This window comes from Chitinophaga filiformis, from assembly GCF_023100805.1.
GTDB lineage: Bacteria > Bacteroidota > Bacteroidia > Chitinophagales > Chitinophagaceae > Chitinophaga > Chitinophaga filiformis_B.
Genome location: NZ_CP095855.1, coordinates 5,753,988 through 5,776,080 on the forward strand (window position 1 = coordinate 5,753,988; position 22,093 = coordinate 5,776,080).

Here is a 22,093-nt window from a genome sequence, read left to right on the forward strand (position 1 = left end):
GCCGCTCAGCTATTAATATCTCTTTTTAAAACCGCCGCTACGGCCAGCTCCGCTTCCGGCGCTGCTGCCTTCCCAACGTCTGCCGCTGCTACCGCCTTCACGTGGAGGACGGCTGCCACCGGAACGACGTTTATCGCCATCCTGCGACATTTCTATACGCACGCTGCGGCCATTGTATTCTGCCTTCTTGAAGGTCTGCTGGAATTTCTCTACCACGTCGTTCTCAACTTCGAAGAAGGAGTAAACACCCTTCAGGTCAATACGGCCGATCTTGTTACCGCGTACGCCACTGGTATCGCAGAGGTAGCGTAACATGTCGCCACGGGTAAAGTCGTCTACAGAACCCAGGTTGATGAACAGGCGGGTAAATTTACCGTTGTTGCTTCTGCGGTCGGTACCACCATCCAATGACCTTCTTTCTTCCTTCACGTTCAGGTCCGGTGCATCCTGGTAGTATTCCAGGAACTGGTTGAACTCCAGGGAAGCAAAACGTTTGATGATCTCTTCCTTGCTCATGGCCGCAAACTCTTCGAATATGCGTTCCAGGTAAGGTTCTATCTGTTCTTCGTTCACTACAACGTTGTGTACCTTATGTACAAGTCCGAAGAGTTGTTTTTCACATACTGCGAAACCATCCGGTACTTCTACTTTGGTAAATTTCTTACCGATCACTCTTTCGATCTGGCGGATCTTTCCGATATCGCGACCGCTGATGATAGCGATAGATACACCGGATTTACCAGCACGCGCCGTACGGCCGGAACGGTGAGTGTAGTTCTCCACGTCATCAGGCAGTTCGTAGTTGATCACGTGTGTTACGTTGTCAACGTCGATACCACGGGCAGCAACATCCGTAGCTACCAGTACCTGCAGTGATTTCTCACGGAAGCGTTTCATTACCTTGTCACGCTGTTGCTGTGTAAGGTCGCCATGCAGTGCATCGGCATTATAACCGTCACGGATAAGTGATTCTGCAATTTCCTGTGATTCGATCTTGGTACGGGTAAAGATGATACCGAAGATCTCAGGGTTGAAATCCACGATACGTTTCAGCGCCGCGTATTTTTCGCGTGGCCGTACTACGTAATATTCGTGCTCGATATTGACGTTACCACTGTTCTTGTTACCTACAGTCAGCTCAAAAGGATCCGTCATGTATTTCTGTGCAATACGGCGAACCTCCTGCGGCATGGTAGCGGAGAACAACCAGGTGGTCTTCTCATCAGGTGTATTGGATAATATATTGTTGATGTCTTCCTGGAAACCCATGTTCAGCATTTCATCTGCTTCGTCCAGTACAACATAACGTACGTTGGTAAAGTTTACCGCCTTTCTCTCGATGATATCGAGCAGACGGCCGGGAGTTGCCACTACGATGTGCACGCCTCTTTTCAGATCGCGCAGCTGCTGCACGATGCTGGAACCACCATACACGGCTACGATGCTCACATCACCCAGGTGCTTGCTGAAGTTCTTCAGGTCATTGGTGATCTGTAAACATAATTCACGTGTCGGACACAAGATCAATCCCTGTGGATGACGTTGTTTAATATCTATCTGCTGTAGCAGCGGCAGGCCAAATGCTGCCGTCTTACCTGTGCCCGTCTGGGCCAAACCTACAAAGTCCCTGTCGCCCCCTAATAACACAGGAATAGCTTTTTCCTGTATTGGCGTAGGTGCAATAAATCCCAGGTCCTGGATTCCTTTTAAAATCGGCTCTTGTAAGCCTAATGTTTCAAATGTAGTCATTGATTTGCTTTGATCAGGCTCCGTCGGGAGCCTTGGTATACTAACTCAGCTCTTCCTGAACTGATTAATTTTATAAAGTTTTATATGGTCCGGTCAACACAATGGACATCACTGGCTTATTATACCAGTTCACCTTCCAGGTCATAATCATATGCCCTGGTGATCCTTACATTGACAAAATCGCCGGGTTTCAGACGTTTGCTGGTATTAATGATCACTTCATTATCCACTTCAACAGAGTCGAACTCTGTACGTGCCAGGTAACGGCCTGATTCTTTTTTGTCTACGATCACACGGAAAACCTTGCCAACTTTTTCCTGGTTCTTCTCAAGGGAAATTTCCTGCTGTACTTCCATGATCTCCTGCGCCCTGCGTTCCTTTTCCTCTGCAGGGATATTGTCTTCCAGCTCGTAGGCGCTGGTGCCCTCTTCATGACTGTATGTAAATACGCCCACCCTGTCAAAGCGCATCTTTTCGAGGAAGGCCTTCAGTTCTTCCACGTCTTCCAGCGTCTCTCCGGGATAACCGGTGATCAGCGTGGTACGCAGACAGATGCCAGGTACTTTTTCGCGGATAGCAGTAACAAGTTCCTCCATTTCCACGCGGGTGATCTGGCGCTTCATGGATTTCAGCATATTATCAGCCGCATGTTGCAACGGCATGTCAATATAGTTACAAATATTGGGGAATTCATTCATTACGTCCAGCACTTCCATCGGAAATTTGTGCGGGTAAGCATAATGCAGGCGTATCCACTCCAGCCCCTTTACATTTGCCAGCGCCCTTAAAAGGTCTGCCAGCCGGCGTTGTTTGTACAGGTCCAGGCCATAATAGGTCAGTTCCTGCGCAATCAGCATGATCTCTTTCACACCTGAATTCACCAGTTTCTCCGCTTCAGCCACCAGTTGCTCAATAGGCCTGGATACGTGCCCGCCTCTCATCAGCGGAATAGCGCAGAATGAACAGGTACGGTTACAGCCTTCAGCTATTTTCAGGTAAGCATAGTGTGTCGGAGTAGCCAGCAAACGTTCGCCGATCAGCTCCGCTTTATAGTCGGCATCGAATTTCTTGAGGATCAGTGGCAGCTCCATGGTACCAAACCAGGCATCCACGCCAGGTATTTCCGATTCCAGGTCTCCGCGGTAACGTTCACTCAGACAGCCCGTAACATATACTTTTTCCAGGCGTCCGCGATTCTTTAATTCAACCTGCTCCAGGATGGTGTTGATAGATTCCTCTTTGGCCTTATCAATAAAACCGCAGGTATTTACAACAACGATATTATGGTCCTTTTTGGCATTTTCATGCACTACATCGATGTCGTTGGCCAATAACTGACCACTGAGCACCTCGGAATCAACCATATTCTTGGAACAGCCAAGCGTAATAATATTAACCTTATCTTTCTTTAAAGTTTTTGTCTTCAAGCGCGAATAATTTTATCTGGCAAACGGGCCTGACACCTGCTTGCTTACCGCCACGAAGACATCCAGACACGAACGGAGAGAACAGCGAGACTTACTGTTATGTGACTATGAGCCTTAGTGGGGGTTATTTAACTAAAGAAATGCAAAGGTAACATTAAATTGCGAATTGTCAATTATTCAATTACGAATTCTGTGCGTAACAACCTTTCGGCTCTCTTTCTGGCCACTTTGCGTTTGTAATGATACCACCATTCCGGCGCCAGCCTGATCAGCAGGTTGTTCATTCCCCGCAGCCCCACCAGGTGGTACAGGCCATTCAGCTTCCCGGCCAGCGTTTCGTCCAGCGCCCGCAGGCTCATGGCAAACCCGCTGTCAATATATTCCATATGGTGCCAGTAGCCGCCGGGCATAAACAGGGTATCGCCATGTTCCAGGATGGTGGTAAGCGCCTTTGCCTGCCGTAATGCCGGGAAATGGTCCGTATCCAGCTGTTCATGCCAGTTCACAAAGCTGGCGGCGCTCTCTACCGTAAAGGGCATGCGGTAGATGTAGGGCGACTGGCTGTTCTCCAGCAGTAATACTCTTTTCCGGCCTATAAACTGGGTATGGAAGATGTGCGACATGTCTATGTCGTAATGCATGTGGGCAATGGAGCCAGCTCCTCCTACAAACAACATCGGGTATTTTTTAAGGAAACCGGAGGCCAGCTCGTCCGGCCAGGTAAAATCCTGTACCAGCTGCGGTGCATGCTGAAAGATGTTAAAAAGGAAGATCCGCAATTGTACGGGCCCCTTTTTGACCATGTCGAGGTATTCTCCGAAAGAGATGTAGGCGTCGGCCCCGTTTACCAGGGTCCTGGCCCCCGCCCTTTCGTTGTTGTACAACCCGACGGTCTGCTGCCCGACAATGGATTTGAAATAATCCCAGGTCCATTTTTCATAGGCCGGCCAGTCCCTGCTCAGACCTGTGATCACCACTGGTTTCCTTGGCTCATAATACTGTTTTCTGAATACTTCCGCAGAAATACTCTCTACGCGATCTATGGAGGTTAAATGCATAAAGAACAAACATTAAGGAGTTCTGAAACAATAAATCCTTTAGACTTTATGATGAGGCTTCGTTGCCTGATGGTAACTGTACGCTGGGTCTGGCAAATCCCGCAATAATAATGCCGCGTCTGTTAGTTCAGCGGGGGTAAGTTCCATGTCCATTTCGGGTTTCCCGTTCCCGTCGCCGAACACAGGAAGTTATGGGTCTTCTGCGGCCATCGTTAACAAAAAAAGAGACCTGCCAAGGGTCTCTCTTATTATTTTACAGACAGCATTATGCTATACTTTAATTATCAGTCATTTAAACTAAATAAAGAATCTACGAATTCCTCCTTGTTAAATACCTGCAGGTCTTCCATCCTTTCGCCTATACCAATGTATTTTACCGGTATTTTGAACTGGTTGGCAATGGCCAGTACCACACCGCCTTTGGCGGTACCGTCCAGCTTAGTGATGGCCAGCGCGGTTACTTCAGTGGCTGCGGTGAAATGACGGGCCTGTTCCAGCGCGTTCTGCCCGGTAGAACCATCCAGCACCAGCAGTACTTCATGAGGCGCATCCGGTAGCACTTTTTTCATCACACGTTTGATCTTGCTCAGTTCGTCCATCAGGTGGGACTTATTGTGCAAACGGCCCGCGGTGTCTATAATGATCACATCCACATCTTTTGCGGCCCCGCTCTGTACGGTGTCAAAGGCCACTGCCCCCGGGTCGGATCCCATCTGCTGCTTTACAATAGGCACGCCTACCCTGTCGCTCCAGATGGTCAGCTGATCAACAGCTGCCGCCCTGAATGTATCAGCGGCGCCCAGCAATACGCTCTTGCCAGCCTTTTTGAAGTTATAGGCCAGCTTACCGATGGTGGTTGTTTTACCCACCCCGTTCACGCCTACAACCATGATCACGTAAGGCTTCTTTCCAGCCGGCGTGTCAAAATCACGAAAACCGCTGTCCGGTGCATCTACCAGCAATCCTGCAATTTCCTCCTGCAGTATCCTGTTCAGTTCACTGGTACCGAGGTATTTATCTTTCGATACGCGTTTTTCTATTCTGTCAATGATCTGTACGGTAGTATCCACACCAACATCAGCAGATACCAGCGCTTCTTCCAGGTTGTCCAGTACTTCTGTATCAACACTGGCCTTTCCGGCAATGGCCCTGCCTATTTTGGTAAGAAAACTCTCTTTGGTCTTCTGTAATCCCTGATCCAGGCTTTCCTTCTTCTCCCTTGAAAATAGCTTATTGAAAAAACTCATGGTGATTCTTTTGCGGCCGACAGTCCTACGTCAACAGGACGGTGAAAGGCGAATATACTGGTAATTTACCGTATAAGCCCCGGGTTTGTTGCCGGTAGTCGGTTGTTAACGGTGCGTAAGTTACAGAAAATACTTGACGGGTACCATTTTGAGAGAACACAAAAAGCTGTCCTGATAACGGACAGCTTTTTTAGTATAATTGGTAAAGCCGAATTACTTCTGGTTCATGTGCTCCTGAACCTTATCCTTGTGCACGATAGCTTCTTTAAAAGTATATGCACCAGTTTTAGGAGAACGTACCGCTCTGATCACTTTAGTCCACACTTTAGATTCCGCGGCTGCCTTAGCATCTTTTACTTTCGCGTTCTTGGAGGCTGCTTTTGCCATAATATTCTAGATTAAAAGTTAATGTTAAAGTCAAAGGTTACCTGTTAATTGCTAATCGCGAAGGAATGCACTAACATGCTAACGATTAACGCTCAACAATAACTGTCAATTACTTAATTTCTTTGTGTACAGTCACCTTTCTCAGGATAGGATTGTACTTTTTCAGCTCCAGACGCTCTGGAGTATTCTTCTTGTTCTTGGTGCTGATGTAGCGGGATGTACCGGGCTGGCCAGAAGTTTTATGTTCTGTGCATTCCAGTATCACTTGCACCCTGTTGCCTTTTTTTGCCATTTTGTATACAAATTAAGTTGAATGCTTACAATTAGATGTTCTGTCCAGCTGCACGCAAGTCCTTTACTACTGCATACAAACCATTCTTGTTGATGGTTCTTAAACCATCAGCAGATACTTTCAAAGAAATCCAGCGATCCTCTTCCGCCAGGAAGAAACGCTTTTTCTGCAGGTTAGGCAGAAATCTTCTCTTTGTCTTAATATTAGAGAAGGAAACATGGTGACCCGTGATCGGCTTCTTTCCTGTCACCTGACATACTCTTGCCATGATAGAAAAATTTTGGATTGCAAAAGTCGCGCTTTTTTATTGATTTTGCAAATAATTACAATCCGATTTTATTAACAATAACGGAATGTGTAAATGTAAATTACAAATCACACTTCCTAATTCATTGAATACCATTAGTTACGACAACCTTAAAAAGCCTCAACACCAAGATATCCACATTTTAAAAAAACATAAAATCAGCTATCTATTTTACAACAGGGCCGCATTTTATGGTGATTACGATTACAAAAGTACAACTAAACTTCTCAGCACAGCACCTAATCTTACACCTTCCAGTACACGCTGTTGTGAAGTACCATGTTTCAGCAGCGCCTCTTCATGAGAAGTCACACACATCTCACAACCATTCAGTGCAGACACCACCAGGCTCACCAGCTCGAAGAATTCTTTTCCTAAAACCGGGTTGGCCATGATACTCATACGGATACCTGCCGGCGTTGCCGTATAGAACTCCTTGTTTACAAAGTGACGGAAACGGTAGTATACGTTGTTGGCATTCATCAGGGAAGTACAGCTGTAGATCTCAGCGATCTCCTTATCAGTAGCGCCTTCCTGGGTAGCCAGCTTTTCAAACGCAGCCTGCAGCTCCGCATGTTTCTCATTGGCGGCTACAGACAGTCCCAGCAGGTATGCTTCCTTTTTGGTCAGTGTAGTAGCTGATAATGAGTTAGTTACATTTATCTTAAGATCTTTCAGATAACGGGCGTCTGTATTGGCCAGGGTACGCAGGCGCTCAGAAAGATTGGCTTCTGTCAGCCCTACTGCCTGCAATAACTGCACAGCCGTATCTGTATTTGAAGTTGCGAACATAATATTAATTTTTTAAATATCTGGTAGAAATAAAAAGTCCATAGCCGGACCCTAAAAGGGACATGGACTATGGACCCTGCAAAATTAGTTAGCCTTGCCGGACAAGGTAGCCTCACCTTTTTCCCAGTTACAAGGGCACAGCTCGTCTGTCTGCAGTGCATCCAGTACACGCAGTACTTCTTTCACGTTACGGCCTACATTCAGGTCGTACAGGGAAACCCAACGTACAATACCTTGTGGATCAACGATGAATGTAGCGCGGTAAGCGATCTTTTCGTTAGCTTCCAGGATACCCAGTTCGTCAGCCAGTGACTTGGAAGTGTCAGCCAGCATTGGGAACTGCAGACCACGCAGGTCTTCATGATCCCTTCTCCATGCAACGTGTACGTATTCTGTATCAGTTGATGCACCGATCAGGATAGCATCACGGTCAACGAAATCCTGGTAGTGCTTGTTGAACTCAGCGATCTCTGTAGGACAAACGAACGTAAAGTCCTTTGGCCACCAGAACATCACCAGCCATTTGCCGGAATTCTTCAGTTCTTCGGAAGACAGTTCATAGAACTCCTTACCTTTTTCGATTGATACTACTGCAGTCTTCTTGAACTCAGGAAACTTTGAGCCTAATGATAATGTTACATTCTTCATTGCGCGTTATGATTTATTTTACGTTAATACATGACCACATGATGTGTCGGGTAGTACCTGGTATCTGTTTACATGATTCCCCGGTTGGTTTTACTGATATCGTGTTTATAATGATATCTTCCCTTTACATCTTTTTCCGCCGGCGGATACATTCACCTTAATGGCTATATGTCTTTGTTGGTTAATTCGGGTGCAAAATTGCGGCTCTATTCATTATTAATCAAATAGATTTTCAAATACATGGCATTGAAAATCTCTATATAGGGCTAAAAACTGCTATTGTATTGCTATTCCGCGGTTTTCCCTGTAAAAAACCTGCGCATTAATACAATCTTAACAGAATTTCCAGCCAAACGGAACAATTTGGCACGTTATTTAGTTATTATTGTAGTACCCGAATTTTAACAAAACATAATAAAACGACAGGCTATGAAACTAAAAAACGTACTCCTGGTGATCTTTACGATTGGAATTGCACTCATCCCGTTAATTAAAAACAGTCTCGGCAAAAATGATGAATTTGATGCTACACAAGACCTGTTCATCTAATGGTTAACGCGCAAGATGGTGCCATGTCCTGTAATGTTGGCCTTCTCCCCGGAGAAGATGGCACTTTATTGTCTTAATTTCACAAGGCTCCCTGCCGGCGCAGGGTTAAATATATAAGCCCAGCCTACGGCCGGGCTTTATTATTTTATATTGGTTAAGCTGCAACTCACCTGTTCAGGTTCATGCACACATCATGTTACATTGTTGATAATATCCTTAAAACTATTGATTCCCAGCACCTTAGATGTTTTAAATCCTTCTGCGTGAGACACTCCTACAATCTTCCCGAAGGTCACATCCCTGTTGATCACGCTGTCAAAAAATGCGGCGGAGGAAATATAGGTCTGCGGTTCCTTATCTGATGCCTGTCCCAGGAACTGTGTCTTATAACACCTGATAGCCTCTTTTTTACGCTCGATCACGGTACTCGTATCTACCACAAAATCAGGTGTTTCGTAGCGGTCCTGCATAAAATGGAAGACCTGTTTCGGGCGCCATGGGGCCTGTGCCTGTCCGTCTTCAAATGTCTCGATCTTCCTCAGACCGGCCAGGAAACAGCTATCGGCAATCAGGCGGGCGGCCCTTCCGTGGTCAGGGTGACGGTCTTCAAATGCGTTGCCCAGTACAATATCAGGTTGGTACTTTCGAATTGCTGCGATTAGTTTCATTTGCTCTTCCGTATCGTTACGGAAAAAGCCATCGGGTAAGCCCAGGTTATCTCTTACCGTCAATCCCATTACTTTGGCAGCTGCTGCCGCCTCTTCTGCTCTTGTTTCAGGAGTGCCACGGGTACCCAGCTCTCCCCTGGTGAGGTCCAGTATGCCTACCTTCATGCCCTGCGCTGCGTGTACCATCAGGGTACCTGCACAGGCCAGCTCTACATCATCCGGATGCGCAGCTATTGCCAGTATGTCTAGTTTCATCGGAAATATCCTTTCTTTTGGTGGAGTGCAAAGATAAGGGTTTACCTGCTCGTCTTGCTTTTGATCAGCACCCACAACAATTTGTCGTTCGGCTCATAATCCTTTACAAGGTCTTTTGCCGTTTTGGGAGGCAGCACGACAATGTCCTCTATGTTTTTCCGTTCCAGGGCCGCCAGCATCTGGGGTATACTGCTGTTGATCTGAGAACCGTCCAGCACATACTGAAAACTGCTGTCGCTTCCGTACTGCTGTAACATCTTTGCGTAGGACTGGGAAATATCACTGAACATCCGGGTATAACGTTTACGGGCAAAATCGACGGTTTCTATAAAAATCACCCCGTTCTCTCCCCTGGGGCCATACTTTTCCTTCAGTTTTGCGCCTTTTACTATGTCTATCAGCGCTATTTTGCTGGGATCCAGTCCTTCCATCCCCTTTTTACTCTCAACGCTATCCACAAACATAAGGGCATTCTGCGGAACGCCCGGTATCGAGCTCAGGTCTTGCGCCATAGCGGCAGTCCTCCATACAAGAAGGCATACGGTAATAATAAATCTTACATGCATCTGTGAATTTACGGCAGAATTGGCATAAAGCCGGAGTAGTTAGTATGGATGGCGCTAAGTAGTGTCGCCCGGCCCGGTAAGCAAGGCCTCCAATCAGCTACTCATCCTCCTGCCATGACAATGAGGTGCCGGTTGCAGGGGCAGTCGGACAACAGCTTATAAATATGTTGGGAAATCAGGGTTAAGCATACACATGAAGGCATGTGCCGCGGCATTGATCATCTACGATGCCGTTTCTGGTAGCAGAGAATAGGTCAGCATGATCAATTATAGGCCCGGGAGCCTCTGTACATCTCGATCTCCTGGATGATGGCCTCAATATCCTTGTCTTCCTGGGCGTCGTATTCACTTTTCAGGTTGCCTCCGAAGAAGAAGGCCACCGTCTGCCACATCCTGGCGGAAAAGCCGCCTTTCAGTTCTTTAATGATCTCGTAGCAGTTCTCTCCCGTTTCCCGGTTGATCAGTTTCATGAGCACCTTACCCTGGTACACGGAAAGGTTTTCCAGTTTGTCCCCGAACTCTGCCTTCATCTTCTTTTCGATGTCAGCCAGGTATTTCTTCCGGTCACGTTTCTCCGGCAGGGAGGCCAGGTGACTGTTGACATCTCTCAGGATACGGGCGGCAGATTTAGCGTACGGGTACGTCACATACACTGCATTACGCAGGCGGGTCCAGGCTTCTCTTTGTTTACGGAATTTTTTGGGGAGCTTATCTACCACTTCCACGATCTGGAGAGTAATATACGGGATGGTATCGGAGCCTACTACCACAGCACTCACCGCAATACTGTCTGCACCATGGCGCGTCTGGGCACTGACCCTACTGCGCCCTGCAAGACACAACAAGCTGGCTGACAGGATGATAAAAGCGATGAGACGACGCATAAACTCCTAAACTAATCTTAAAATTATACTAAAGATATGCTAAAAAGTCGATAGGTCCCCCGATCTTATTTCAGTCCACGCACACATATAAAAATGCACTTCCTGTTGAATCTTTCCGCCTTTTCAGCAAGGTTTCGCTAATACTATCGTCGGCTCACACTGATGATGAACATCACGCATTTTATGACAGGTTTGGCTACGCAATTATCTCCTGACCATTCACTATGAACTTACGCATGACAGGTTCAGCTACGCGATTCTTTCCCCTCTCCACTGATAACGAACTAATGCACCGCCTATGACAGGTTCAGCGACGCGATCCTCTCCCCTCCACTGACGAACTAACGTATTGCCTATGACAGGTTCAGCGACGCTAAAGCCGGCCTCTTGTACCTGTTCGGAGTTGCTGATCACATAAAACCGCTTTAATGCTACCAATAACATCCGGAGCCCTTGTCCGCATTTTCAGGAAATGCTTCCATCCGGCAGCTGGCGCAGATTGGTTTGCATATATTGCACTTACCTCAGGCGCAGGCAGTTATAGCTATGCCTTTCCGGTTGGCTCTTTGTTGGTATCCGCAACAGCCGAGGCCATTGCGGATCAGTATCTTCAGCAGGATCTTACCTGACAGGTAACAGGCCCAATTTCCGTTCTGCAAACGAATCTATCGCTTTCTCCACAGACGGAATATCTTTCCCCGTCAGGTAACAGCCCATTACATGCGCCCCGGCACCCGGAATAGCAACAGCATCCTTTAATGCAGGCGGCGTACCCAGCTGCTGCTCCATATCGAGGATAGCAGATACCCTGACGGTCGGATCCTGGTGTTGCTCATCCTTGTAGTAATACAGGTTCAGCGCCGGCTGTTTAACAGCGCGGAATACAGACGGCCCCATAGTCGTCTCCAGCAGGTTTTGCAGCTCCGCAACCGCCTCGAGACGGTACTTATTATACCAGTACTTCCCTATCTCCGGATTTTCCGGTACAGATTCTCTGTATTTACCTTTACAGACAAACTGCGCCAGCTGTAATCCCCATGGATTGTTACTCAGGAAAGCCAGATCATTGTTGATAGCAATATTAGGCGACATGTTAATGATCGCAAAGATGTCGTTCGGATAGGTAGCCGCCAGCTTTAATCCCAGGGTTCCGCCCGTAGAACAGGTCACCAGGATCACTTTTTCGCCCAGCGCCTTGCCTATACTGAGGGCTTCTTTTGCATCATTCCAGAGACCAGTGGCCGTCATGGTCAGCAATGGCTCGGAGGTATCGAGACCATGACCGTCCAGCCGGGACAGGTACATGTTACAGCCATATTTTCTGGCAAAGTCGCGGTGTACAGGGTCTCCCTCTTCCTGGCTGGCGGAAAAGCCATGCAGGTATACCACGCTGTAAGGCGTTTTTTGACGCAGGGAATCATACCATACAATACGGGCTTCGTTATTAGGCTTGAGCTTATGCCGGTGCTCCTTAGCGCTCACATATTCTTCTAAGGCGTGGGATTGCCGGGGTACGGAAGGGAGTATGGGATCGTACCGGGGATTAGCGGGTCTTGGACCCAGGTAATATACAATTACCAGTAGTGCAACTACTATCAGGGATATTCGCAGCCAGCTGCTTTTCATGGGAGTAGTGTATTATTTTGATCCGGGGATGCAGGATGTTCTGGCCCCCGCATCCCGGATCAAAATGTTATGACTGAATCTTTTTTGCCTTATTCGCCTTCACCCGGTATACAATACTCATTATAAATCCGACGATCATGATCAGAATGCCTATCCATAGTACATTGATGAATGGGAAGATGAAGGCTTTCATCACAATATAGTCCTTAAATGTATCCGATTCCTTTACTTGTAAGAGGATCTTTTTCTCTTTCGGCAGTATTTTGCTGAAGCGCACATATAATGACAGTGGCGCTACAGTATCTGCAACGGATACTTCCTTTGTACTGTCGCGCAGACAATAGACCGGCAACAGGTTATACTGTTCGTTATTTTTAGTGACTACCTTCAGTTGTGCGCCCACAGCCAGATCGCCTGGTTCTGTCTTATAGTTCGGATTATTCGGTTGCGGTTGTATACCCTCCAGGATCATGTAACCATTAGCGAAGAATACAGAGTCGCCCGGCGCTATTTCATGAGAGCTGTACTGGGCGGTATCGCTCGCCTCATCCTTGATAGGCACTGCCGTGATATAGGTGAAGATATCTTTGGTCAGATAATGCCGGGAATCAGGGTTCGGCGTTAACTGTTGCTGGCCCCTGTTGCTCAGGAAGGCATCGGGATGCAGGGTGAATTTCTCCAGGATATTTCCATTCTCCGGGTCGCGGCGTTCGTACCTCACCAGGTAATAGGTCTTGGCGTCGCCGGGTGCTATTGAGTCGCCGGCATAAGTCACGTGATAATCGCCCATCTGCACAGGGAAGTTCCTCGGCAGCATCAGGTTCTCTCTTGGATTCTCTTTACTTTCCTTTCCGAAGAAACCACCGTCCAGCATCTTCATACGGTCGATAGAGATCACTTCACGTTTGGAAGCGGAGATCAGGATGCCCAGCAGCACCATACCGAAGCCGACATGCGCGATGGAAGCGCCGGCTGCTCTCAGTTTACCTTTCTGGCCGATGAATATATATGCCGCATTACCAATGATGGCATATACGCTGCAGAACAGCATGATGTAAATTGCCACCAGGAAGCCGGCGCCATAAACATCGTAGATGATATTTCCAAAGATCCCTATCAGGCCTGTTATTATGAGGCTCAGGATGGAAGGAACAGCTATTTTCTTTGTAAAGAACCCTTTCGGTGTATCCTTGTATTTCAGGTATTGTACAACGGCGGTCAGGAGCCCCAGTACAATAGCGATCCAGATCTGAATCTTATTGTAGTGGAACACACCATCTGACGGTGGTGCAATATCCTGCTGGAGGTTCAGCAGTTTTTTGATACCCAGTCCGTTAATGATCTTATTCCACACCGGGATGGAGGTGGTAAAAGTGATCTGTATCGCGCCTATCAGGAGTACCAGCGATCCGATGAACAGCCAGAACTCGCGTGAGTAGGTGCTTTCCTCCTTCACAATAGTGGGGATCTCTTTCCTTCTGGCGATCAGCATTCCAAAACCAGGCACTACAAACACGACCATGTACAACAACAGCTGACCACTCATACCCAGGTCGGTAAAGGAGTGTACGGAAGTATCGCCCAGCACACCGCTACGGGTCAGGAAGGTGGAATACAGGATGAGGATGAAGGTGATCAGGAAAAAGAAGAAGGTGGACTTCAGCGCATGACCGGAGAATTTGAATGCCAGCAAGGTGTGAATTCCCGCCACCAGTGTTAACCAGGGTACCAGGGAAGCATTTTCTACCGGATCCCAGGCCCAGTAACCACCAAAGGTGAGCGATTCATAGGCCCAGGCGGCGCCCATCATAATACCTGTGCCCAGCATCATGGCAGAGAACAGGGACCAGGGCAATGCCGGCTTGATCCATTCTTTGTAGTCGCGGGTCCACAGACCGGCAAAAGCATATGCGAAGGGGATAATGGTGGAAGCAAATCCCAGGAACAGCACCGGCGGGTGGATCACCATCCAGTAGTTCTGCAGGGAAAGGTTCAGGCCATTACCGTCGGTGATGAAGTCGAGGTAGTTGGCATTGGATACCCAGGGCAGTCCCAGGTTCTCTTCCGCCTGGCGCAGCAACAGGAATGGATTGCTGCCCACACGGTAGCCCAGTATATAGATACCGATCAGCATACTTCCCAGGCACACCTGTGCAAAGGAAATTACGGTCATTACAGGCGCTTCCCACTTTTTACCTACACGTAAGAGGATAAGCCCCAATACACTGTGCCAGATGGACCACAAGAGGAAACTACCCTCCTGGTCGGCCCAGAAGCTGGACAGGAGGTAACTTACCGGCAGATCGCGGGAAGAGTTCCTCCAGACATATTTGTATTCGAAATAGTGATTGTATAAAGCGTAGTACAGGCTGCCGAAGGTAGAGAAAACGGCCAGCGCCTGTATAATAAAGGCCCAGCGGGCCAGTTTCTTCCATGAATCTTTTACCAATTCCTCTTTGGACTGCACCGACATGAAATAGCTTACGGTAGCTACCATCGACGCAACAAAAGCCAATACCGCTGAAAAATGCCCTAACTGTCCGGGTAACAAATGCTCCCCTATATAATTTGTATTCAAAACCTGCTAGTATGAAAGCCCGCAGACGGCTGCCTGCGGACAATAGAATGAATAATGTTTTTCTGCATGATTCCCCCGGGCTACCTATGCTTTGCCAATAGCCACCTGGTCATTCTTATATTTGGACGGACATTTCATTAGAATCTTACTGCATTTGAATTCTCCGCCTGACATCTTACCGGTCAGTACAACACTCTCCGCCTTCTCGAAATCAGTTGGTTTGGTACCATAAAAAACAACGGGCCTGGTTTCTCCTGTTTTATCAATTACATAAAAACGGAACAGGTTGGCATCTTTCTGAGGATTGTACTCCATTACCTTAGTGGTATCCAGTTTTCCGATCACCTGGAATTCTTTTCCCTCTTTCTGCCTGGCAGTGGCAAAAGTCTCATAAGTACTGAAATCGCCTGCTACCGTTACAATTATTCCTATAGCCACAGCAATAAGTATCAGCAGGATAATGTTAGATTTCTTCATATCGTAAATAATTCAGATTCTTCCTTAATGCATTCCTTTGATTAAAAAAGCCGTACACCTTGTTTTACAATCAATATACAGTCTCGATCAACCGCAAAATTACACCAAAATGAAGTTCAAGTTCATTTTTTTACACAAAAGAAGACATGATATTTGTCATAAAAAGGGGTGACACCCATGCAGCCCCGACAGTGGGCCTTATCCTATGGCCGATGGTTCATAAATTACTATCTTTGCGCCGGAAAAATCGTTTTAAACGGTTGATCCCCTACGACAGGCCCGCCTCTGGTTGGCCTCTTTTTATCAAATTACATTATCATGGCGGATTTATCTCAATTTGATCCCAATTCGGTCAGCCTGTTGTCCAACAATATATTCGGGCTGCCTACAACTGAGGAAGATGCAAAACTGGTATTATTACCTGTTCCCTGGGAAGTGACGGTATCTTACACCCACGGCACAGCCAGGGGCCCCGAGCAGATCTTCAAGGCCTCGCACCAGGTAGACCTGTACGATGCAGATGTGAAGGATGGATGGAAATGCGGCTTTTTCATGCGCGATATTGACAAACAGCTGCTGTTGCGCAGTGATTATCTCCGGAAAGAAGCGGAGCTCTACCTCAAATTCCTCACCGAAGGCGGCGACATCAGTGATAATGAATTCCTTAAGAAAACGCTTGTAGATGTAAACACCGGTACCATTGCCATGAATGAATGGGTGTACCGTCATACCAAAGAATTACTCAGGAATAACAAACTCGTGGCATTGGTCGGTGGCGACCATAGTACTCCCCTGGGCTTTTTTAAAGCGATCGGCGAGTTCAAAGGCGAGTTCGGCATCCTCCAGATCGATGCCCACTGCGACCTGCGCGAGGAATATGAAGGTTTCCAGTATTCCCATGCATCCATCATGTATAATGCGATCAGGGAAGTGCCCCAGCTCAGCAAACTGGTGCAGATAGGCATCCGCGATTACTGCGAGGAGGAACTGGATTTCATCCGTAACAGCAATGGCAAAGTAGTGACCTTCTTCGACAAGAATATCAAAACCCGTCAGTATGAAGGAGATACCTGGAAAATGATCTGCGACGATATCATTGCCACATTGCCGCAACAGGTATATATCAGCTTTGACATTGACGGCCTGGATCCCAAACTTTGCCCACACACCGGCACACCGGTAGCGGGTGGTTTTGAAACAGAACAGCTGTACTATCTTTTCAGAAAAGTAATAGAAAGCGGCCGTAAACTGATCGGTTTCGATCTGAATGAAGTCAGCACTTCGCACGATGAGTGGGATGCCAATGTAGGTGCGCGCGTACTGTTCAAACTATGCAACCTGCTGGTACATTCCAATAAAGAATAGGTACGCTGATTTGCCGGACATTCAGGCGGTTCTGAATGCCTGCTGGTACATTCAAATAAAGAATCGGTACGCTGGTTTGCCGGACATTCAGGCAGTTCTGAATGCCTGCCGCTACATTCAAATAAAGAACAGGTACGCTGACTCGCCGGACATTCAGGCGGTTCTGAATGCCTGCCGGTACATTCAAATAAAGAATCGGTACGCTGGTTTGCCGGACATTCAGGTGGTTCTGAATGCCTGCTGGCACGCCTGCCGGACAGCACCTGACAATATTAAATAAATTAAGCCCGATAGCTGATCAACGACGATATGAAACAATATAAGATACGGATACTCCACCCTAATGCGGTCACTCGTCTTCGCCTGCAACCGGTAATGCATGGCCTGGCAGGTATACTTTTTTTAATGAATGGAATTGGCGTTTACAACAGCCCCTCACCCAACTGGGGCATGGCCATTTTCTTTATACTGCTGGGCCTGGGCAGCCTGGCCTTCCCGTTCTTCATGAAGCGTTTCCGCAACATACAGGCGGCCAACAGCCTGGCGCGAATGGTGCAGGCCTTTGTGAGCCTGACAGGGAGCCTATACTTTCTCAGCCATATGCAACCGCTTATCAGCGCACTGCTTTTCCTGACGGGTATTGCATCTGCCTATATCGGCTGGGCCGAATACAGGATATTCCAGCCCTGTTTTGTGAAGATAGACATGATGGGCGTACTGCTGCCGGGTACCTTTTCTGATAAGCTGATTGGCTGGAACCAATTGAATAACGTAATTTTGCGGAATGACCTGCTCACAATAGACTTCAAAAACAATAAAGTATTGCAGCTTGAAGTGCTGGATGAAACAGGCGCCGTTACGACGGATGAAATGAACGCATTTTTCAGAAGCCGACTCTGATAACTGCAAGGGAATATTACCAATTCAACAAGAAACGATTTGATCATTTGAAACAGTCGCCATACATACTTTATTCTGACGGGAAAGGCAACATCTTTGAAGACACCACCATGCTCACTACCGGCCGCAGTGGCTGGGACGCATGGCCGATTGAGCCGGACGAATGGATAGAACTGCCGGAGGGCGGTTCCCTGTATGAACTGCCTGGCCGCCGTGGTATAGGTCTCAACGCGAAAACCGGCGAAATGGAGCTCTGCGACAAAGGATGGGCGGTAGCTGCCTTCATTCCTCCGGCGCATACCGGCTATTACCTGGCTGCGTATGAAACCATGCCGGATGCACCTACCCTGCCGCTCTTCTGCTATACCGCTGTGGGTTGGCTGGATGGTAAATTTTATGTCCCTGCTACCCGTATAGAACAGGACATCCGCCAGGAATGTGCCGGTTTCGACGACAAAAAAGTGAAACAGGGTGTAAACCAGTTGCTGGAAGCATATCCGCATAATCGCCTGGTAAAACACCTGGCCGACAACTGCGCATTGACATATCATTGCCCTGCCGCACGTAACTACTTTATGGGGCGTTGGGAATGCCCGATCCCTTCCTCTCCTGCCTGTAACGCCAACTGTATCGGTTGTATCTCTTTCCAGCCGGAAGAAGAAACGATCGTTTCCACACAGGACCGTCTGCGTTTCAAGCCTACAGCGGAAGAGATCGTGGAATATACTGTTCCCCACCTGGAAACAGCGCCCTTCCCTATCGTGAGCTTCGGACAAGGTTGTGAAGGAGAGCCCCTGCTGATGTGGGAGACTATCCGCGATTCCATTATCGAAATACGTAAACATACTTCCAAGGGAAGCATCAATATCAACACCAACGGCAGCAAGCCCGACGCAGTACGCGAGCTCTGCAAGGCAGGCCTGAACAGCATCCGCGTGAGCACCAACTCAGCACAGGAGAAGTTCTATACGCCTTATTACCGCCCGAACAACTATGTGTTTGAAGATATTATCGAGAGCCTGAAAGTGGTGCGTGAATTCGGTGGATGGACCTCCATCAACTATTTCACCTTCCCCGGCATGACCGACAGTGTGGATGAATATGAAGCACTGCGCAAACTGATCAGGGATACTGATCTCCAGATGATCCAGTGGAGGAACTTCAATATCGATCCTGACTGGTACCTGGGTCGCCTCGGTGTGACCGAAGTGGGCGACTGCCTGGGTATTAAACAACTGCAGGAGCTGATCCATGAAGAATTTCCACACCTGAAATACGGTTATTTCAATCCTCCGATGGAAAGGATCAAAGGGGACTATACCAAAGACTTCGCACACTATTAATAAGGTTTCCTGTAAAATAACTCCGGCCTGTATCGAAACGATACAGGCTTTTTTATTTATGCAGCCTAAAGGAATGGCTGGCGCGAAATCAGGCAGGAAAAGATTGCTGTCATAAAAAGGCTTCAGGATAACTATAACAAAGACCTCGCATACGCTTACAAATAAGCGTTTTCCCAATCGATGCGGTGAAGTATCAATTCTTCTGCTAAAAGATTAACCAGACTTCAGCAAGCAGTTCCTCACAGCATAACAGGCCTTTCCTGCGGAATCAGTTGGGAAAATATTTTAATTCCGGCCTAAAGAGAATCCGGGTGATTTAAGGGAAACTTCACACCACCGACAAGCATTTCTTCGAAATCAGTTAGGAGGGTATTTAATGCTGTCTTCAAAATCAATCAGGAGAAGATTTTAATGCTGTCATTGAGAAGCTCATAAAGGCTTTAATGACGGATGTTCCGCACTACTGCTAAGCGTTTGCTGCGCAAATAGTTGGGAGAGGGATAAAGTTGCAAATATTCGCGAAGCGCGAAACAAAAACAAACTATCGCGAATGCTCGTGTACAACAGTCGTCATACTATTCGCCATTACTTTTTTGTACAGGAAATAGAACCCTGCGCCTGTGCTCATGCAAAGCGCTGCCGTGCAATACCACCAGGCAGAAAAGCCGAAATGCCCAACCATGTAAGATCCTAATGTCGGCGCACAAATGCTGGAGATCGAAAACGCCATCGTGTACAGACCTGCGTATTGTCCGCGGTTATGTTCACCACTGCGGTGTACAAAGAAAGAGTTCATAAAGGGAATGCTCAGCATTTCTCCTATGGTAAACATGAGGATAAAGAACAGTCCTGCTGCAGCCACCGGCGGCAGGATATTAAAGCTGAGGTATCCCAGTCCTGCCAGCAGCACACCTCTCGTAATATACTGCAGGCTGTGCATCCTCCCTTCCAGCTTATACACGAGCACCATTTCGATAAATGCCACGATCAGGCCGTTCAGCCCCATCAGCATACCAATATGCGCTTCTTCCATATGCACAACAGATTTCAGGTATAAAGGCACCATGGTGGACAATTGCAGGAAGCCCGTGGTGAAGATGGTGATCAGTGAAATAAAGGCGATATAGATCCAGTCCTTGTATACACTCGGCGCTCCCGGTACCACGGTACAATCCGGCGTGGCTTTCAGCGGTGGTTTCACCTTTACCGGAGGCAGGAGGAAGCGCATTGTTGTGACTGCGATAATACAGGTAAGGCCGTCTACCCAGAACAGCAGATGATAACTATAGCCAGCCAGTATACCACCCAATGCAGGACCAACGGACCATCCGAGGTTGGAAGCCAGCCTGTTCAGCGAATAAGAACGCGTGCGGTTCTCAACAGTGCTGTAATACGCGGTAGCGGCCACGTTAGCCGGCCTGAAGGTATCGCCCACGCAGCTGAGCACGAATATACAAACGCAGAACTGCGGCAGCGTTTCCATCTGTCCCAGCACCAGAAAGATCAATCCCTGCATTAACAAGCTCCAGAACTGAACGGGGTAAAAGCCGATCCTGTCAGACAATCTTCCTCCGATAAATGAACCGCAGATCGCCCCCATTCCAAAACAGGCCATCACCATACCCGCCTCCTGCACGGAGAAGTGTAATTTCTGGGTGAGATAAACCGTCATGAAAGGAATTGCCATCGCACCGCTGCGGTTGATCAACAAAACAACCGCCAATAACCAGGTAGAAGGAGATAAACCCGCGTATGCTTTTCTATACAGAGAAAAAATGAGTGACATCGTATCGTAAAACTCTAGGCGAGACAAAAGTACTTCAATAAACCCGATGCCCGTAATAATAATTCTAACTGGAAAACAGTTATTAAGGTATCAAAGCCCGAAACTGAGACAGGCAGACGATGTACACTTTAAAAAATATCCTTACTTTTGGTGTATGCCGAAAAAAGAAGACAATACAGACAAAAATTTAAAAGCAGCCGGCGCCACCATTGCCGTACACGCATTGGTGTTAGTGGTACTGCTGCTGGCAGGCTTCTCTGCCCCGCCCCCATTACCAGACCAGGATCTTGGTATGGAGGTAAATCTCGGTACTTCGGATGAAGGTATGGGAGAAGAACAACCCCTCAACCCGAATCCACCCAGCAGCGGTGAGGCCAGCGCCTCCACCCCGCAGAATGAGCCTGTGCCCTCTGCCGACAATGCTACGCAGGAAGATATCGCCACCCAGGATAATGAGGAAGCCCCTGAGATCACCAAACCGGAAAAACCGGTGGAAAAACCAAGGGAAACACCTAAGAACCTGGAGCCACAACCTTCCAAAACACCACCTAAAAAGAACTCAGATAATCCCCCTGCGCCAGTGCCGCCTTCGCCGAAGCCTAAAGCCGTATATAGCGGTGGAAGCTCCAGCAGCAGCAATAGCGGCAATAATGCCCAGAGCAGCAATAACTCTACCGGGGAAGGTAATACCGGCAAACCCGGCGACCGCGGACAGATCAACGGTAATCCTGACGGCGGTGGTTATACCGGCGGCGGTCTGGGTGGCGGACGCTCAGATTTCCGTCTCAACGGACGTACCCTGCTGAGCAAACCCTCCCTCACTTACGATGGTGATGAATCGGGTTATATTGCCATCAATATCAAGGTGGACAGGCAGGGCAACGTGATCGCAGCCTCCCATTCACTGAAAGGATCTACGCTGAATAACTCCCGTCTGATAGAAATTGCCAAAAGAGCGGCTACCCAGTTAAAATACAATGTCAACGACGACGCTCCTGAGGTGCAATTCGCACTTATAAGATTTTATTTTAAAGTCCAATAATATATTTAAATATATTTGCATAGGAAAAGACTACTGGTCTTTTCCTATTTTCTTTTGTAGTGCCCGCCAATAAACGGCCAGGTTTTTGCGTTATTGGGGGGAAACCGAACTGCCAACTAATTACTGTATATGCCATTTAGACTGTTT

Annotated in this window: 22 protein-coding genes; 6 read left to right on the forward strand and 16 right to left on the reverse strand. The window is 47.7% G+C overall.

Translation table 11 applies throughout. The features are described from left to right. Window positions 1–12: 12 nt before the first annotated feature. The 12 genes from MYF79_RS22270 to MYF79_RS22325 form a co-directional block, all read right to left on the reverse strand. Window positions 13–1,749 carry a DEAD/DEAH box helicase gene (locus MYF79_RS22270; protein WP_247810039.1) on the reverse strand — a complete coding sequence of 579 codons (1,737 nt, stop codon included), beginning with the start codon at window positions 1,747–1,749 and terminating at the stop codon, window positions 13–15. Between the two features lie 119 nt (window positions 1,750–1,868). Next, a complete protein-coding gene (rimO, locus tag MYF79_RS22275) occupies window positions 1,869–3,176 on the reverse strand; it encodes a 30S ribosomal protein S12 methylthiotransferase RimO (protein WP_247810040.1) in 1,308 nt (435 codons plus the stop codon). A gap of 173 nt (window positions 3,177–3,349) precedes the next feature. Then, complete coding sequence (locus MYF79_RS22280; RefSeq protein ID WP_247810041.1) at window positions 3,350–4,234, reverse strand: cupin-like domain-containing protein; 885 nt, start codon at window positions 4,232–4,234, stop codon at window positions 3,350–3,352. 284 nt (window positions 4,235–4,518) lie between these two features. Further along, window positions 4,519–5,481, reverse strand: a complete 963-nt coding sequence (ftsY, locus tag MYF79_RS22285) for a signal recognition particle-docking protein FtsY (RefSeq protein WP_247810042.1) — start codon at window positions 5,479–5,481, stop codon at window positions 4,519–4,521. A 213-nt stretch (window positions 5,482–5,694) separates the two neighbouring features. Beyond that, complete coding sequence (locus tag MYF79_RS22290; protein ID WP_089835999.1) at window positions 5,695–5,868, reverse strand: DUF4295 domain-containing protein; 174 nt, start codon at window positions 5,866–5,868, stop codon at window positions 5,695–5,697. Between the two features lie 109 nt (window positions 5,869–5,977). Further along, window positions 5,978–6,160, reverse strand: a complete 183-nt coding sequence (gene rpmG / locus MYF79_RS22295; protein WP_012790733.1) for a 50S ribosomal protein L33 — start codon at window positions 6,158–6,160, stop codon at window positions 5,978–5,980. A 31-nt stretch (window positions 6,161–6,191) separates the two neighbouring features. Then, on the reverse strand, window positions 6,192–6,428 hold the full coding sequence (rpmB, locus tag MYF79_RS22300) for a 50S ribosomal protein L28 (RefSeq protein ID WP_089836001.1): 237 nt from the start codon (window positions 6,426–6,428) through the stop codon (window positions 6,192–6,194). Window positions 6,429–6,671: 243 nt separating this feature from the next. Continuing rightward, window positions 6,672–7,259, reverse strand: a complete 588-nt coding sequence (locus MYF79_RS22305) for a carboxymuconolactone decarboxylase family protein (protein WP_247810043.1) — start codon at window positions 7,257–7,259, stop codon at window positions 6,672–6,674. Between the two features lie 84 nt (window positions 7,260–7,343). Continuing rightward, a complete protein-coding gene (locus tag MYF79_RS22310; protein WP_199655386.1) occupies window positions 7,344–7,907 on the reverse strand; it encodes a peroxiredoxin in 564 nt (187 codons plus the stop codon). Window positions 7,908–8,647: 740 nt separating this feature from the next. Next, window positions 8,648–9,379, reverse strand: coding sequence for a bacillithiol biosynthesis deacetylase BshB1 (bshB1, locus tag MYF79_RS22315; RefSeq protein ID WP_247810044.1), 732 nt, complete (start codon window positions 9,377–9,379; stop codon window positions 8,648–8,650). 41 nt (window positions 9,380–9,420) lie between these two features. After that, window positions 9,421–9,945 (reverse strand): hypothetical protein, encoded by a 525-nt coding sequence (locus tag MYF79_RS22320; protein ID WP_247810045.1) that lies wholly within the window; start codon window positions 9,943–9,945, stop codon window positions 9,421–9,423. A 263-nt stretch (window positions 9,946–10,208) separates the two neighbouring features. Continuing rightward, entirely contained in the window at window positions 10,209–10,829 is a 621-nt protein-coding gene (locus MYF79_RS22325; protein ID WP_247810046.1) for a DUF4294 domain-containing protein, read from the reverse strand. A 428-nt stretch (window positions 10,830–11,257) separates the two neighbouring features. Here MYF79_RS22325 and MYF79_RS22330 point away from each other — a divergent pair, with 428 nt between their 5' ends. After that, window positions 11,258–11,458, forward strand: a complete 201-nt coding sequence (locus tag MYF79_RS22330; protein ID WP_247810047.1) for a hypothetical protein — start codon at window positions 11,258–11,260, stop codon at window positions 11,456–11,458. Here MYF79_RS22330 and MYF79_RS22335 read toward each other — a convergent pair. From MYF79_RS22335 to MYF79_RS22345, 3 genes are all read right to left on the reverse strand, one after another. Beyond that, window positions 11,451–12,455, reverse strand: coding sequence for an alpha/beta hydrolase (locus tag MYF79_RS22335; protein WP_247810048.1), 1,005 nt, complete (start codon window positions 12,453–12,455; stop codon window positions 11,451–11,453). The two genes, MYF79_RS22330 and MYF79_RS22335, sit on opposite strands and share 8 nt — an antisense overlap. A 67-nt stretch (window positions 12,456–12,522) precedes the next feature. Beyond that, a complete protein-coding gene (gene ccsA, locus MYF79_RS22340; protein WP_247810049.1) occupies window positions 12,523–15,033 on the reverse strand; it encodes a cytochrome c biogenesis protein CcsA in 2,511 nt (836 codons plus the stop codon). An 84-nt stretch (window positions 15,034–15,117) separates the two neighbouring features. Next, window positions 15,118–15,510, reverse strand: coding sequence for a cytochrome c maturation protein CcmE (locus MYF79_RS22345; protein WP_247810050.1), 393 nt, complete (start codon window positions 15,508–15,510; stop codon window positions 15,118–15,120). 318 nt (window positions 15,511–15,828) lie between these two features. Here MYF79_RS22345 and MYF79_RS22350 point away from each other — a divergent pair, with 318 nt between their 5' ends. From MYF79_RS22350 to MYF79_RS22360, 3 genes are all read left to right on the forward strand, one after another. Then, window positions 15,829–16,875: an agmatinase family protein gene (locus MYF79_RS22350; protein ID WP_247810051.1), complete on the forward strand. Its 1,047-nt coding sequence runs from the start codon at window positions 15,829–15,831 to the stop codon at window positions 16,873–16,875. Between the two features lie 309 nt (window positions 16,876–17,184). Further along, on the forward strand, window positions 17,185–17,775 hold the full coding sequence (locus tag MYF79_RS22355) for a hypothetical protein (protein WP_247810052.1): 591 nt from the start codon (window positions 17,185–17,187) through the stop codon (window positions 17,773–17,775). 47 nt (window positions 17,776–17,822) lie between these two features. Continuing rightward, entirely contained in the window at window positions 17,823–19,118 is a 1,296-nt protein-coding gene (locus MYF79_RS22360; RefSeq protein ID WP_247810053.1) for a radical SAM protein, read from the forward strand. 541 nt (window positions 19,119–19,659) lie between these two features. Here the strand turns inward: MYF79_RS22360 and MYF79_RS22365 are convergent. Then, on the reverse strand, window positions 19,660–20,790 hold the full coding sequence (locus MYF79_RS22365; RefSeq protein WP_247810054.1) for an MFS transporter: 1,131 nt from the start codon (window positions 20,788–20,790) through the stop codon (window positions 19,660–19,662). Between MYF79_RS22365 and MYF79_RS32445 the strand changes: the two genes are divergently transcribed. Continuing rightward, window positions 20,789–20,914 carry a hypothetical protein gene (locus MYF79_RS32445; RefSeq protein WP_262922335.1) on the forward strand — a complete coding sequence of 42 codons (126 nt, stop codon included), beginning with the start codon at window positions 20,789–20,791 and terminating at the stop codon, window positions 20,912–20,914. The genes MYF79_RS22365 and MYF79_RS32445 overlap by 2 nt on opposite strands. A gap of 144 nt (window positions 20,915–21,058) precedes the next feature. After that, window positions 21,059–21,946 carry a hypothetical protein gene (locus MYF79_RS22370; RefSeq protein WP_247810055.1) on the forward strand — a complete coding sequence of 296 codons (888 nt, stop codon included), beginning with the start codon at window positions 21,059–21,061 and terminating at the stop codon, window positions 21,944–21,946. Window positions 21,947–22,093: the final 147 nt, after the last annotated feature.